We start from the raw sequence: 14115 nt of genomic DNA on the forward strand, positions 1-14115 counted from the left end.
GCTTTGTGGCCGACGCGTTACACGCCGAGTGGCAGATCATCGCCCGACAGGGCCCGCGGCCTACACGGTGGCCTCATTCACCAACGTCTGTTGCCGTACGCTGGCCGCGGCATCCGTTCCATGAAAGTCCCGGTACCATTCGACAAAGCGTCGCACTCCGTCCTCTAGCGGTGTTGCCGGGGCGAAGCCGACGGCCTGGCGAAGATCGCTGACGTCGGCGCGCGTCTCCAGAACGTCGCCAGGCGGCAACGGCACATCCACGCGAACTGCCCGGCTGCCAAGAGCGGTCTCGATGATCGAAATCAGCCGGTTGATCTCCTCGGGCCGGTCGTTGCCGATATTGTAGACGCGATACGGCGCGGAACTTGTGGCAGGGTCGGCGGTGCAAGGGTCCCAATTCGGATCCGGCTGCGGCGGTGTAGCAAGTGCTCGAACCACGCCCTCAGCGATATCGTCGATATAGGTGAAATCTCGCCACACGCGGCCGGCATTGGCTACTTCAATTGGTTTGCTCTCGACGATCGCGCGCGTGAACAAGTAGACGGCCATGTCGGGCCTGCCCCAAGGGCCATAAACGGTGAAGAAGCGCAGTCCGGTCACGGGCAGGCCGAACAAATGGCTGTATGAATGCGCCATGAATTCATTCGAACGCTTGGTGGCGGCGTAGAAGCTGACGGGATGATCGGCGCCGTGATTTTCGGAAAACGGTATGGTTCGATTCAAGCCGTAGACGGAGCTCGAAGAGGCGTAGACGAGATGACCGACGCCATGATGCCGGCAGCCCTCAAGGACGTTGAGAAACGCCACTATATTCGATTGCACATAGGCGTGCGGGTCAACAAGTGAATGACGCACGCCGGCCTGAGCCGCGAGATGGACGAGGTGTGAGGGGCGAACGTTTGAAAACAGCAACTGAACGCGCGCGGCATCCGCCAGATCCATTCGTACCGGCGTGAACTTCGCCTCGCTACAGAGGCGTGCAAACCGCGCTTCCTTGAGCCGCAGATCGTAATAGGGCGTGAAATTGTCGACGCCCACGACTTTGACACCAAGACGCAAAAGCCGTGAGGCCACGTGAAAACCAATGAAGCCTGCGGCGCCGGTGACGACGATCGGTCCTGTCCGTGCAAGTTTCTTCACCGCGCGGTCCGAACGGGATCGAGCGATTTCCATCTTCTCCGCTGCGGCAAGGACAGAATCGCTGCATAGATCGTTGTCCACTTGTCGCCTTTCGAAATCCGTTCGACAGTACCGAATAGCCGGTCCGGGATTGCGGCTTCCGATATTTACGCTGGCGCATCGAACCTAGTGGAGTGCGCAATGCGGTGCACGACCTGCCAAGTCATGACACGCCAACTTGCGTAGTTTGAATCCCGGGCGGATGCCGACGTCCGGCGATTGGATCTAAGTGGCCGGCCTTACGGCAGGACCGAAATACGCCCAAGAAGGGCCACCAGTTCCGCCTGGCGTTTTGTTTCGGTCTTGGCGAACAGCGAGGCAAGCTGGGAACGGATCGTGGTGCGGCTGAGACGCCAGCTGCGAGCGATCTCCAAAGGTGCGTCGCCCTGGGCCAAGCGCAAGGCGAGGTGCGTTTCTGCGCTCGTCAAGCCAAACATTCTTTGCAGCGTCCGAGGATTTGGCCCCGACCTGTTGTCGCGATCCAGCAGCGCCACAATGCTCGTTCCGTCGGGAGCGATAACGCCGTTCTCGTTCAGTATCACCGGTCGGTCGCCCCTGCTGCGGATCACCACCCAAGACAACGAGCCCGGCAGGAATTGGCCCGGAACATTCGCGATCAGCCGCCTTAGGGCGGCCGTAAGTCCGCTCGCCGTGTCGGCCGCTTCGCCCTGGCGCTCAAGCGTGGTTTGGGCGGCTGCGTTCCACTCGACTACTTTTCTTTCGCGATTCAGCACGAGATAGCCACAGCCAATGCGATCAAGCACGCCGGTTATGGATTCCAGACTGCGGCCTTTTGGTTCGGCGAACCTTGCGTCCAATGGATCCGATGCGCGATCGGGAAGGTGACCAGAAGAGGGCCGCGTATTCCGCGCTTCAAAATCATACTTGGTCCTCGTAACAATGTACCGATTGCTCGAAGAAGCATCGACCTGTCTATCGATCAGATTCATTTTCTACCCCTAACCCAAAGTTTCACACGCCCGAAATAAGTATTCGGGATTCATGTAGTCTTCTATGTGTAGCTGGATTCTAGTCTTCTATGCGCTGACGGATAATACGTTCATCACCACCTTGAAAACTTAATATGATCCGACAGTTCTAAGGCAGCTCTTAGGCCCCGCTGCGTCCGATAAAATGCGCGCTATGATAGCGGTATGGCAATCCGGCAGTGGTACTAAGCTGTACGTTTTTTGCTCTAGTCTCGACGGGCTAGTCAGAAGGTTGTAGTCTGTGTCCATGAGCTCGCAGTCGCGCAGGTCGAATTCGAACCCGTCGGGCAGATTGCTAACTCATATTGCCTCTGCATCGGTGTTAGCTGCCACACTGATATTTGAAATAAAATCGTCAGCCTATATTGGGCAAGGCGCCAGTTTTCTGGAATTTATTCCGGCTATTATTATTATCGCCTATCTCGAAGACCGCGTACCGGCGCTCGCTGCGACCATTCTGATGGTGGCTGTCGGGCTGTGGGCACGAGGACACGATCAGATTTCAAGTGGAGATTGGGCACGCGCAATCCTGCTTCTGGTTTCGGGTGGCGTGATTGCCATGACCTTCCATCGTCTGCGGCAGGACTTGCGTGAGTTGCTGGAAGTCGCGGAGGCCAGGCTCGCTGCCGTCGAGGCGACCGAAAGCCGCTATCGTTGGGCCTTCGAACGTGCTGCCATGGGATTCGCGAACACCAACAAGAAAGGTGAGTTGCTGCAGTCCAACAGACGCCTTTGTGAGATGACCGGGTACAAGGAGGAGGAGCTTGCCCAACTGCAGCTCGATACGCTCGCCCATCCGAACGACCGGGATAACTTGGCGCAATTGCTGGCGAGGCTGGGCAATGACATTTCTTCGTTCGTTTCGGAGGTGCGTCTGTCACGAAAGGACGGTACGGCATTCTGGGCCAGGCTAACGCTTTCTTCGTCCGTGCCCGAGGGTGGCCTCTCGGAGAGCATCTTCGTGGTGGTCGACGATATTTCGGAACGACGCGCTGTTCACGAAGCGCTTCGGGCCCAGAAGGAATGGCTGGACCTCGCTCTGTCTGCTGGACGCTTGGCCACGTGGCGCATAGACCTTAAAGGCGGGATAGTCACGGGCTCGGACACGTTCTGGGACATTCTCGGCCTGGCCCAGGCCAATAGCCGCAGTTTGGAGGAGCTGTCAGCTGTCGTTCATCCGGCGGACTGGCCAAAGCTGGCGGCATCGAGAAAGGCCGCACCATCGGTCACGAATTACGATGTTGAGATACGCGTCCGCCGACCGGACGGACATATCCGCTGGGTTGCGCTGCGCGGAAGGGAGGAAAGACATGATGATGGTGGACAGCGGCTTGGAGTGGCTGCCGACCTGAGCGAGAGACGACAAACCACGCTGCTGCGCGCCGCGGCAAAGAAGCGGGAGCGCATCATGCTCGAACAGCGTCACAGATTCGGCAACGTTTTCGCGGTGATCACGGCGCTCGTGAAAATGGTCGATGTTCCCGGAAACAACGTCGCCAAATACAAGGAAATGCTGATCGACCGGATACGCGCGCTCGAGGCAACCCATCTGCTTCTTTCACGCAACGGCAGCGTATCGGGGGCGATAAACGATCTCGTTGCGCAAGAATTGCACCCATATATTGGAACACGTGCGATATCGGTCAGCGGTCCTTCCGTGGCGATGTCGGGAGGCGCCGCCGAGAGTTTTGCAATGATCGTTCACGAGCTTGCCACCAATTCCATGAAATATGGAGCGCTTGCCGATCCAAAAGGCCGGATCGACGTAAGCTGGACGTTCGCACCTGAAGAAACAGGCAGCGATATCGTGTTCGAGTGGGTGGAATCGGGGCGGCGTAGGACCTCAAGCGTAGTCCGTCATGGCTTCGGTTCCATGATAATCGGAGTGGATGGAGCGCCGCTTGTCGGTCACTCTCCCAGGCTGGAAATATCGGACCAAGGGTTGCGGTATTCGCTGCGGCTGTCACGCAAGGAAATCGGATTGTAGTGCAGTGCTCCAATCGGAAAGCAGATATCTAAAGGCGGGTCGCGCTGAGCGGCCTTTGAGATGCGCAGGGTTCCTTCCAAGAATGTCGTCGGCCCAAAGCTGCGCCGCGGCTTTGGGATATGCAGTAAAATGCATGAGGAGTCTTGGGACGCCGTTTGCACGTCCAAAAGGACGCGCGGCGCTCTAGCTGGCATGTCTCGAAAGCCAAGTCTTCAGCATAACGGCAGCCTCGGTCCGATTGCGTACCCCCAATTCACGCAGAACGGCAGCAGCGTGGATTTTCGTGGTCGCCTCTGCGATTTCCAGATCGCGCGCAATTTCCTTGTTTGAATAGCCTTCCGCCATCAGCTTGAGGACTTCCTTTTGCCTCGAAGTCAGCCTGCCAAGGTTGACGCCAGCGGTACGCCTCTGTGGGCCTTTGTCGTCGGAATGGGTATGCGCGTGGGTTGTTTGCGTCGCTCCCGGGCGTGACAGAAGTGCAGGAACATAGATGCGGCCGGAGAGGATTTCATTGACGGCCAAAACAACCTCTTCGTCCGTCTGCGATTTTACGATGTAGCCGTGAAGCCCGATCGACAGAGCCGTGAGTATTTCCGAGCGTGAATCGTTTCCGGAAACGATCGCAAATCGCGTGTCCGGATAGGCAGACAGGATCCCGCCGAGCACTTCTTGATTGAACAGGCCCGGCATATTCAGATCCAGGATCGCAAGATCCACGAACGACTGCTCTGCCAGCAAACTGAGCACCGCGTCGAAACAGGACGCTTCAAAGATCTCCACACCTGGAATGCCTGCGGTCAGTGCCAATCGCAAGCCGCGACGATACAAGCCGTGATCGTCGGCGATGACGATTCGATACATTGAACTACCCCAACGCCTATCTGAATGGATTGAACGGTAATGGCCTGAAAGTCGTGGCCATCATCTCGTCGATTCATCCAGCCGACGCTACGGCACCCCCAACACCGCAAACGCCAGATTTCTAATATAATCTTAAATGACGGGAAACGCTCCTCTTTTTTTGCCCCTTGTGAGCGAAACCCGCCGAACGTCGTCGAACATACGTTCTGACCTTTTGGACAGCTGACAGACCGGCCGGTCGTTCAGCAGTGCTATAGGTCTAAAGATATAGAACAGCAAAACGGCTGAATTGTTACCATTCGAATGCACGACGACATCCACCCTGACGGCCACATACCATCCAGATGCAATGTCCGGATCAGGGGACAGTGGAGAAATCTCACCGGTCTTCTACGGGAAATCTCACCGGTTCTTCTGAGGGGACAAGAACGCGTTTCCCGGGTGCTGACCAGGGCAGGATAGCCGGCCCGTGACGATAGCGTTCAGGCCGAATGAACAAGGGAGGACCAGGATGAAAGCGGTTATTCAATGTGGAGGAATGGGAACACGCCTCCGCCCCTTCACTTCGGTCTTGCCGAAGCCGCTCATGCCGATCGGGGCACGGCCGGTTCTCGAGATGCTTCTGAAATGGTTGCGACGCAACGGCATTCAGGAAGTTTATATTACAACCGGGTATCTCGGCCACTTGATCCGCACCGTGTGTGGAGATGGCTCGCAGTGGAACCTGAAAATTCGATATACGCAGGAGATGGAGCCGCTTGGCACCATCGGGCCACTGTCTTTGATCAGGGATGAACTGACGGAGCCATTCATCGTTCTCAATGGCGATGTCCTCACGGATCTAAGCCTCAGTCGATTTGTAGCAGCGCACCGTAAGCACACCGATCCAGTGACGATCGCAACAGCCTGTCGCCTGATCAAGATGGATTTCGGCGTCATCGACGAAGTCGACAATACCGTGCAGGTCTTTCGCGAGAAGCCGACGCTTTCGCATCTGGTCAGCATGGGAATTTACTGCATGAACCCGGATGTTCTGCAGTTTATCCCATCCGGCATACCCTTTGGGTTCGACGACCTGATGCTGCAGATGATGCAGAACGGCACAACCGTGCACGTGTACAAACATGAGGGTCTCTGGCTCGATATCGGGCGCGTCGACGATTTTCAGAACGCACAGACCATTTCCTGGGAAGACCAGTCGGCCTCGATCGAGGTCACTGCGACGGCTGCATGATGAAGTCACGAGCCCGGTTCCCACAGTTATCAGTCTAGGAGGTTGTGATGCTCTTGGTCAGTGCCCCGATCTTGGGTGTGCCGGAGAAGACTGCTTTGACCAAGGTCATCGACAGCGGCTGGCTGACCATGGGGGAGCAGGTACGAGCCTTCGAACAAGCTTTTGCCGACGTTCATGATGCGGAGGATTGCGTCGCGGTCAGTTCTTGCACCGCAGCGCTTCATCTCATTTTGCACGCACTTGGCATCGGACCGGGCGACGAGGTGCTGGTGCCATCCTTGACGTTCGTGGCGACCGCAAATGCGGTCCTCTATGTCGGTGCGACGCCGGTTTTCGTCGACATCGAGTCAGCCGACGTGCCGCTGATGTCGATCGTAGAAGCCGAAGCGAAATGCACGGCCCGCACCAAGGCAATCATTCTCGTTCATTTCGCCGGCTACCTCGCCGATCGGGAACAATGGCAGAGGCTCGCCCGTGCCCGGGGGCTGCACATCGTCGAGGACGCGGCGCATGCGCCGGGCTTGAAGGAGGTGGGGACATTTGGTGCCGCAGCCGCCTTCAGCTTCTACGGCAACAAGAACATGACCACGGCGGAAGGCGGGGCTGTGATCGCCAGGGATGCCGGTCTGCTCGAGACAATCCGCCAGGCGCGTGGACATGGGATGACCACCGGGACGCGTCAAAGGCTGAACAGCCGCACCCCTCAGTATGATGTCACCATGCTCGGATTCAACTATCGCATGGATGAATTGCGGGCTGCGATCGGACTGGTCCAGCTGCAAAATCTGCAGGAGTGGAATGAGATCAGGCGTATCCTGGTCATGCTGTATCGCCGTCTCATAGCGAAGCATTGCCCGGCCGTGACCATCCCGTTCCACGAGCCGCGGACGTCGGCCTACCACATCATGCCTATCCTTTTGCCACGTTACGCCGACAGGCAAGACGTCATCGACGCACTGCGCGGGCAAGGGATACAAACCACTATCCACTACCCGCCGGTGCACCAGATGACGCTCTATCGTGAGCTCATTCCCGGTACTCACTTACCGCGCACTGAAGATTTCGCGCAGCGCGAACTGACTGTACCGCTGCATCCGCAGATCACCGCGCCATTGGTCGAATCGGTAGTCGTCGCTCTTGCCGCGGCGGTCAATAATTGCGCTCAGACAGGAACAGCCGCATGAATGCCCTGGACCTAGCCATTCAGCGGTCTAACGTCTCGAGCGCCGCCCATGGGTCTGCGAGACGAGCAATCGATCTCGTCATTGCGGCAGCCGCGGCGATCGTCTTCGCCCCGCTGATGCTGCTGATTGCCGTGGCGCTGCTGCTGGAAGGCGGTCGGCCCATCTTCTTCACACAGACCCGCGTCGGGGCCGGTGCTCGCCCATTCCGCATGTACAAGTTCCGCAAGTTCAGCGTGCAATGCGACCCCGGTGGCTTGGCTCTGACCATGGCCGATGACAGCCGCATGACGCCGATAGGACGGTTCCTCGCCGTCACCAAGTTCGACGAACTGCCACAGCTTTGGAACGTCTTCAGAGGCGAGATGGCAATCATCGGGCCACGCCCGGAGAGCCTTGCCTTCGCCGATTGTTTTCGCGGGGGCTTCGAAGACGTTTTACAATACAAGCCAGGCTTGCTGGGTCCAGCCCAGGTTCTCTTCCGGCATGAAGCCCGTTTCTATCCGCGATCGGTGGACCCGCTACTGTTCTATCGCCAGGTTCTGTTTCCTGCCAAAGCCAGGCTCGACCTTTCCTATTATCCGCAGCGCACGATCGGCTCCGATGTTGTGTGGATGGTGCGCGGCTTGCTGGCGGTGCTTGGCGTGGTTTCGCCGCCGCCGATTGGACCTTGAGAGCAGGTGGGACATCCCTCTCGTGGATTTGCAACGTCAGTGCCTCACGTCATAGGGGGAACGCTTGGGTCATGGCATACAAGGGCAGGAAAGTTCTGGTTACGGGTGCCGACGGGTTCATCGGTTCTCATCTCACCGAAGCACTCGTCCGCAGCGGCGCCGACGTCACCGCGCTGGCACTCTACAATTCCTTCGACAGCCACGGCTGGCTGGACGATTTGCCCGACACCATACGACGCCAGTTGAATCTCGTCCGCGGCGATGTTCGCGACAGCGCGTTCCTTAACCGGATCGTGCGTGGCCAGGCGGTCGTGTTTCATCTCGCCGCACTGATAGCTATCCCGTATTCGTATGCCGCTGCCCAGTCCTATGTGGAGACCAACATCCTGGGCACGGTCAACGTTCTCGAAGCGGCGCGCCAATGGGAGACGGAGCGTGTAGTGCACACTTCGACAAGCGAGGTCTACGGCACCGCGCTGACAATGCCTATCAGCGAATCCCACCCGTTGCAGGGACAGTCACCATATTCGGCATCCAAGATCGGCGCGGACATGATGGCGGAGTCCTACGCCAGATCGTTCGACATCCCCGTGGTCATCATGCGGCCCTTCAATACGTACGGCCCGCGCCAGAGTGAGCGGGCCATCGTACCGACCATTATACGCCAGGCTCTCGACAAAAAATGCCCGGCGATCATGGTGGGAGACACAAGCCCGATCCGCGATCTTACTTTCGTGGAAGACACCGCGGCGGCGTTTTTGACCGCAGGTTCCGCCGAGCTCGAATTTGGCCATGCCTACAATGCCGGAAGCCAGCGCGCTGTGACGATCTCGGACATATTGGATCTGGTGATCGAGTTGAGTGGCTGCAAGAAACCAATCCACCGGGACGAGCGCCGCCTGCGGCCGCAGAATTCCGAGGTGCGTGCCTTGCTGGCCGATTCTTCGCTCCTCGAAAGCAAGACTGGATGGCGTGCCCAGACCAGCCTGCGCGAAGGCTTGGAGCGGACCATCGGATGGTGGCAAGGGCGCCTCAGCGAAGGCCGGGTGCGACACGAAATGGGTTACATGACATGAGCTTTCGCCCGGGAGGATTGGCTCCGCTGTTGATTGCGGCCGCGGTATCGCCGGATTCGAGCCAGAAGGAGATTGTCGCCCATGGTCCTCGCTGATCGAATCCTTATTGTCGTGCTCGGCATGCTGGCTGCCATGGATACGGCTGCTGCAGCGGAACCGCGGGTCGCCTATCGACTTTCTGCCGGCGACACCGTCGAGATTGGAATTGCCTCCATCCCGGAGCGAACGCAACGTGCGGTGGTCCAGATGGACGGCACGATCGCGCTTCCCGAAGTCGGTATGGTTTCGGTGGGCGGCTTAACTCCGGCTGAACTGCAAACGCGCATGCAGACGATCTTGCCGACCAAGATATTCCACCAGCGTCTGCCTGATGGGCGGGAGCAAATGATCGTCATCAAGCCGACAGACGTGACCGCCGTGGTTGCGGAGTACAGGCCGATCTATGTGACCGGCGACGTGCTCACTCCCGGACAGCAGGCCTACCGCCCGCTGATGACCGTGCGGCAGGCGATTGCCGTGTCAGGCGGTTTCAGCCTTTTGCGGTCCCGGGCAAACCAGGTTGGCCCAGATCCGGTGGATCTGCGGCGCGATTACGAGTCGCTTTGGGGGGAATATACCAGAGATTATTTTCATAGCGCCCGCATCCGCGCCGAACTTCAGGACAAACCGACTTTCGACATGCAGCCACCACAAGGATCTCCCTTGCCGGCAAGTTTTGCGTCGGCGATCGCGCAGGCTGAAGCGGAAGGGCTGAAGCTCTCGTTGGACAACTTCCAGCAAGAGCAGGGCTTTCTGGATAAAAGCGGCAAGGATGCCGCCGCACAAACCGAGACCTTGCTCAAACGCGAGCAGGCCGAAGCGGATGGGGTGAAGGCGGACGAAGACGATCTGGCGCGCGTAAGGAAAGCGTTTGAGTCCGGAAATCTCACCAACAACCGGCTCGCCGACGTCCGGCGCGCTTTGGTTCTCTCTTCCAGCCGGGCACTCGAAACGTCGGTTGAGCTTATGAGAGCACGACGTCAGCAGGACGATTTTGCCAGACAGCACGAACGCAATGACAACCAAAGAAGGATGGGTCTGCTGATCGAGTTGAAGGATACCAACGTGCGCCTTGCCGACGTCAGCGCAAGGCTTCGCGCCGCCAGCCAAAAGTTGCAGCCCACGGGAGCTGCCGCACTGCCGTTGCCGGTTGCCGGCGAGAAGGTTCAGGCCGAGGTCACGATCATTCGCAAGGTCGGCGAAGAATGGCGAAAACAGCTTGCCCAAGAAGACACCGAGGTCATGCCGGGAGACACGATCGAGGTCAGATTCAGCAGCGCTCTCGAAAATGCGGCGACCCGATAGATCGGGCCGCGTTTCGCAACCGCTTTACTGCCTGAAGGCCCTGGAAAACTGGTCGGTAAGGGGCTTCATCAAGTAGGACCAGACACTGCGCTCGTCGGTTCTTATGTGGACTTCGGCGGGCATGCCCGGTTTGAGTATTTTCTCTCCTGTCAGGCACGTCGCTTCATTCTCGACGTCGATGCGCGCCGAAAAAAAGGAAAGCTGGCGTTGCTGATCCTTGATCAGATCCGCTGAGACGCGCTTGACCGAGCCTTCGCAAGCAGGTGTGGTGCCGGCGTCGAACGCTGGAAAGCGGATCGACACCTGCTGTCCGGGATGAATCTCATCGATACGCGACGGAGGAATGGAAGCGTCGACGACAAGGTTGTCGGAATCGGGCACAATCATCATGAGCACCTCTCCTGCGCCAATCACGCCTCCTACGGTATGGACCGAGGATTCTTGTACTGTGCCCGATTGCGGGGCACGAATGTCTGTCCTGCTGAGTTCGTCTTCGGCCACCACCTTGCGCTCACTGAGTTCGGTCTGCTTGGCTTCCGTTTCGCGAAGTTCGTTGGTCACGTCGCTCCGCATTTGTTCGTCGAGCTGAAGCACCTGCAGGTCCGTTTCACTGATGTGAGCTTGTACCTCTGCTATCGCTGCGACAAGGCGCCCCGATTCGCCGCGAGCCCGGGTCTTGTCCAGGCTGACATTGCTCAACCTCTCCTTGGACACCAACTTCTTTGCGTAGAGAGATGCGACATCGGCAAGGTTCTTGGTCAGCAGATCCAGAGACTCGTCCGTTGCAGACTGCTGCGATTTGAGGCCATCGATCTGACGTTCCAGCTGCTTCGCGCGGCTTTGTAATTGTGCCTTCTGGCCAGCCAGCGCCGCAGCACGGCTTTCAAACAAGGCACGCTCGCCACTGACAAGTGCCACCACTTGCGGGTCGCCCATTTGAGCGCGAAGGTCGGGCGGGATCTGCATTTCCGGCAGACCCTGGCGCTCGGCCTCCAGTCGGGCCAGACGAATGGTGGCGCGATTGAGGTCCTCGGTGATTATCTGCAGGTTTGCTCGGGTCAATGTGTTGTCCAGCCTGACCAACACATCGCCGGCCTTCACATGATCGCCGTCCTGCGCGAAGATTCCGCCGATGGTGCCGCCGGTTTGATGCTGGACTTTTTTAATGTTACTTTCGACCACCACGGTTGCGGGCGCAATCACCGCGCCGGCAATCTTGGTCAATCCCAACCAGAGCCCTCCGCCAAAGATCAACAGCAAGCTGGTTGCCAGGCCCAAGAGCAGATTGGCCCGGATGCCATCCGGCTCTGGCTTCGTCTCCAACGAACGGCTTTCGCCACCGGCTGCGACGTATGACGACACGGCAACAGCAGAGCGATACCTCGCATATGCCCGGCTGCACCTTTGTGCGGCGGAACGACAATGTGCTGCTAGGCTCCGGACCAGAGTACCCCAGGGTAGATTGGCTCGAATCCCATCCGGCTCCGGCTTCTCCCCGGTCGGCTGGCCTTCGCCGCCAACCGCAGCATATGACGACATGGTCACGTTAGACACTAAGCAATACCTCACGCATGCCCGCTTGCACCGTGCTGCAGCGGAACGACAATGTTTGGCTTGTCCGGGCGCGGGAAGGGCCGGATCACATTTGCCAGAACGTCTTCGCGCGAGCCGAACGAATGGAGCATCCCGTTCGACAGGACGAGTACCTGATCGATGTTGACGAGAGCGGAGGGGCGATGCGCAACGACGATCACGATACCGCCGCGCTGACGCACTGCCAGGATTGCGCCGGCCAAAGCAGCATCACCGTCTGCATCCAGATTGGAATTTGGTTCGTCAAGAACGACGAGGAATGGATCGCCGTAAAGTGCCCTGGCAAGCCCGACGAGCTGCCTCTGCCCAGCCGAAAGGGCCGCGCCGCCTTCTCCGATGCGTGTTTGAAAACCCTGCGGAAGACGCATGATCATCTTGTCCACGCCCGCAGCCTTGGCAGCTGCCAGCACGCCTTTTGCGTCGCGCTTGCCGCCGAACCTCGAAATGTTGTCGGCGATCGTCCCGTCGAACAGCTCAACGTCCTGCGGAAGGTAGCCAATATGAATGCCGAGCAGTTCTGAATTCCACTGATCGAGCGAGGCGCCGTCCAATCTTACCGTGCCACGAAGCGGCTTCCATGCCCCGACCAAAGCGCGCACGAGCGTGGTCTTGCCGGAGCCGCTCGGGCCGACGACCGCCAACCCTGCGCCTCTCGCCAAGCGGAAGCTTACATTGAAGATGGTGGGCTTCTGCAGGCTTGGTGGCGCGACGGTCAATTCCTCGACCGCAAGCTCAGCCTTCGGGCCGGGCAGTTCCATTGGCTCTTGCTGGCTATCAAAAGCATCCAGGGCTGCCGACAGCTCGGTATAGCTTTTGCGGGTTGCCAGAAACCCTCTCCAGTTTGCGATCGCCACATCGACCGGCGCCAGCGAGCGGCCCAGCAATATGGACGATGCAATGATCACGCCAGGCGAGGCCTCGCCGCCGATCACAAGGTAGGCACCAAGCCCTAGCACACATGATTGCAGGGCCATTCGGAGCGTCTTCGACAGTGAGCTTGCTGCGCCGACGACGTCGGAGAGCCGTTCCTGGTTCTTCAGATAAAGATGACTGACCTCGTTCCAGCGCCGGCTAAGCGGGGCGGAAAGGCCCATCGCCTGAACAACCTCTGCGTTGCGGCGGCCGGAGTCGGCCAGAAGCCGCTGCGCTACGAGTGTCTCAGATGCACGAGCCGCAGGTTTGCGGCCGATGATCTCGGCAACCACCGTCAAAAACACAACGGCACATGCGCCGAGCGTTGCCAGCACGCCAAGCGCGGGATGCAGCAGATAGATGACCACCATATAAAATGGTATCCAGGGAGCGTCGAATAAGACTGTCGGCCCGAGCCCGGAAAGAAAGCCACGTAGCTGGTCCAGATCACGAAGCGGGTGTACCCGGTTCGCATCCGGCCCGGCGACGAGGGGCAGGGAAAGCGAGGCTGCGAACGCTTTTTGCTGCAGATTTCTATGCAGGCGGCTGCCGATGCGGACCAACAGGCGAAGCCTCACGAAATCGAGGAGCCCATAGGCCGCGTAAAGTCCCAGCATCCCGACTGTAAATCCGACAAGAGTCGGCACGCTCTGCGAAGGCAGCACGCGGTCATAGACCTGGAGCATGTAGACGGAGCCGGTCAAGGCGAGGATATTTATCAATGCCGAGAAAATGCCTACGCCGACGAGGCCGTGCACACAGCCGAACATTGCGGAGCGGAGATCGAGCGAGCGCCCTTTGGTCGACTTCATGATGTGCGCTCGTTGACGCGAAATTGCCGCGCAATCTCGTCGATTCTTTCGATGAGGGACAAACTTTAACCTTCCGGGAAGCAGCAGCCCCGCCCCGCTGCTGAACATTACGAATTGCTTACATACGTGCCTTCTTTGATTAAAATGTAGCAAAATCGTGACGCCAGGCTGAGAATTCGGCAACTGGCTCGCCAGGCTGGGGATAACCGGGTCGAGTAAGGAGATATTCCTAATCATGACACGGCGCAGAAGCTTATGGTCATCTTTGTAGCA

General features: G+C 58.6%; 11 protein-coding genes. 6 read left to right on the forward strand and 5 right to left on the reverse strand.

Translation table 11 applies throughout. The annotated features are described in order from the left end of the window. Positions 1 to 60 precede the first annotated feature (60 nt). Positions 61 to 1173 (reverse strand): NAD-dependent epimerase, encoded by a 1113-nt coding sequence (locus NKK47_RS09955; RefSeq protein ID WP_352576395.1) that lies wholly within the window; start codon positions 1171 to 1173, stop codon positions 61 to 63. A gap of 245 nt (positions 1174 to 1418) precedes the next feature. Then, a complete protein-coding gene (locus tag NKK47_RS09960) occupies positions 1419 to 2129 on the reverse strand; it encodes a helix-turn-helix transcriptional regulator (protein WP_023675616.1) in 711 nt (236 codons plus the stop codon). Positions 2130 to 2415: 286 nt separating this feature from the next. Between NKK47_RS09960 and NKK47_RS09965 the strand changes: the two genes are divergently transcribed. Next, positions 2416 to 4155, forward strand: a complete 1740-nt coding sequence (locus tag NKK47_RS09965; RefSeq protein ID WP_352576397.1) for a PAS domain S-box protein — start codon at positions 2416 to 2418, stop codon at positions 4153 to 4155. 183 nt (positions 4156 to 4338) lie between these two features. Here the strand turns inward: NKK47_RS09965 and NKK47_RS09970 are convergent, their stop codons facing one another. After that, complete coding sequence (locus NKK47_RS09970) at positions 4339 to 5016, reverse strand: LuxR C-terminal-related transcriptional regulator (RefSeq protein ID WP_023675618.1); 678 nt, start codon at positions 5014 to 5016, stop codon at positions 4339 to 4341. A 511-nt stretch (positions 5017 to 5527) separates the two neighbouring features. Between NKK47_RS09970 and NKK47_RS09975 the strand changes: the two genes are divergently transcribed. From NKK47_RS09975 to NKK47_RS09995, 5 genes are all read left to right on the forward strand, one after another. After that, positions 5528 to 6250, forward strand: a complete 723-nt coding sequence (locus NKK47_RS09975; RefSeq protein WP_023675619.1) for a nucleotidyltransferase family protein — start codon at positions 5528 to 5530, stop codon at positions 6248 to 6250. A gap of 47 nt (positions 6251 to 6297) precedes the next feature. Next, entirely contained in the window at positions 6298 to 7434 is a 1137-nt protein-coding gene (locus NKK47_RS09980) for a DegT/DnrJ/EryC1/StrS family aminotransferase (protein ID WP_023675620.1), read from the forward strand. Then, positions 7431 to 8105 carry a sugar transferase gene (locus NKK47_RS09985; protein ID WP_352576399.1) on the forward strand — a complete coding sequence of 225 codons (675 nt, stop codon included), beginning with the start codon at positions 7431 to 7433 and terminating at the stop codon, positions 8103 to 8105. Before NKK47_RS09980 ends, NKK47_RS09985 begins: the two co-directional genes overlap by 4 nt. Positions 8106 to 8176: 71 nt before the next feature. Next, positions 8177 to 9181 carry an SDR family NAD(P)-dependent oxidoreductase gene (locus tag NKK47_RS09990; RefSeq protein ID WP_023675622.1) on the forward strand — a complete coding sequence of 335 codons (1005 nt, stop codon included), beginning with the start codon at positions 8177 to 8179 and terminating at the stop codon, positions 9179 to 9181. Between the two features lie 81 nt (positions 9182 to 9262). Continuing rightward, positions 9263 to 10525 (forward strand): polysaccharide biosynthesis/export family protein, encoded by a 1263-nt coding sequence (locus NKK47_RS09995; RefSeq protein ID WP_023675623.1) that lies wholly within the window; start codon positions 9263 to 9265, stop codon positions 10523 to 10525. A gap of 24 nt (positions 10526 to 10549) precedes the next feature. Here the strand turns inward: NKK47_RS09995 and NKK47_RS10000 are convergent, their stop codons facing one another. Then, positions 10550 to 11848 (reverse strand): HlyD family type I secretion periplasmic adaptor subunit, encoded by a 1299-nt coding sequence (locus tag NKK47_RS10000; RefSeq protein WP_352455326.1) that lies wholly within the window; start codon positions 11846 to 11848, stop codon positions 10550 to 10552. Positions 11849 to 12090: 242 nt separating this feature from the next. Continuing rightward, entirely contained in the window at positions 12091 to 13842 is a 1752-nt protein-coding gene (locus NKK47_RS10005; RefSeq protein ID WP_352576401.1) for a type I secretion system permease/ATPase, read from the reverse strand. Positions 13843 to 14115: the final 273 nt, after the last annotated feature.

The sequence above is a fragment of the Mesorhizobium sp. M0019 genome (genome assembly GCF_040323975.1).
Taxonomy (GTDB): Bacteria; Pseudomonadota; Alphaproteobacteria; order Rhizobiales; family Rhizobiaceae; genus Mesorhizobium.

Coding starts and splice junctions, on each gene's coding strand:
- NKK47_RS09975 (WP_023675619.1), top strand. CDS start 5,528: ATGAAAGCGGTTATTCAATGTGGAGGAATGGGAACACGCCTCCGCCCC.
- NKK47_RS09990 (WP_023675622.1), top strand. CDS start 8,177: ATGGCATACAAGGGCAGGAAAGTTCTGGTTACGGGTGCCGACGGGTTC.
- NKK47_RS09955 (WP_352576395.1), bottom strand. CDS start 1,173: ATGGAAATCGCTCGATCCCGTTCGGACCGCGCGGTGAAGAAACTTGCA.
- NKK47_RS10005 (WP_352576401.1), bottom strand. CDS start 13,842: ATGAAGTCGACCAAAGGGCGCTCGCTCGATCTCCGCTCCGCAATGTTC.
- NKK47_RS09970 (WP_023675618.1), bottom strand. CDS start 5,016: ATGTATCGAATCGTCATCGCCGACGATCACGGCTTGTATCGTCGCGGC.
- NKK47_RS09960 (WP_023675616.1), bottom strand. CDS start 2,129: ATGAATCTGATCGATAGACAGGTCGATGCTTCTTCGAGCAATCGGTAC.
- NKK47_RS09985 (WP_352576399.1), top strand. CDS start 7,431: ATGAATGCCCTGGACCTAGCCATTCAGCGGTCTAACGTCTCGAGCGCC.
- NKK47_RS09980 (WP_023675620.1), top strand. CDS start 6,298: ATGCTCTTGGTCAGTGCCCCGATCTTGGGTGTGCCGGAGAAGACTGCT.
- NKK47_RS09995 (WP_023675623.1), top strand. CDS start 9,263: ATGGTCCTCGCTGATCGAATCCTTATTGTCGTGCTCGGCATGCTGGCT.
- NKK47_RS09965 (WP_352576397.1), top strand. CDS start 2,416: ATGAGCTCGCAGTCGCGCAGGTCGAATTCGAACCCGTCGGGCAGATTG.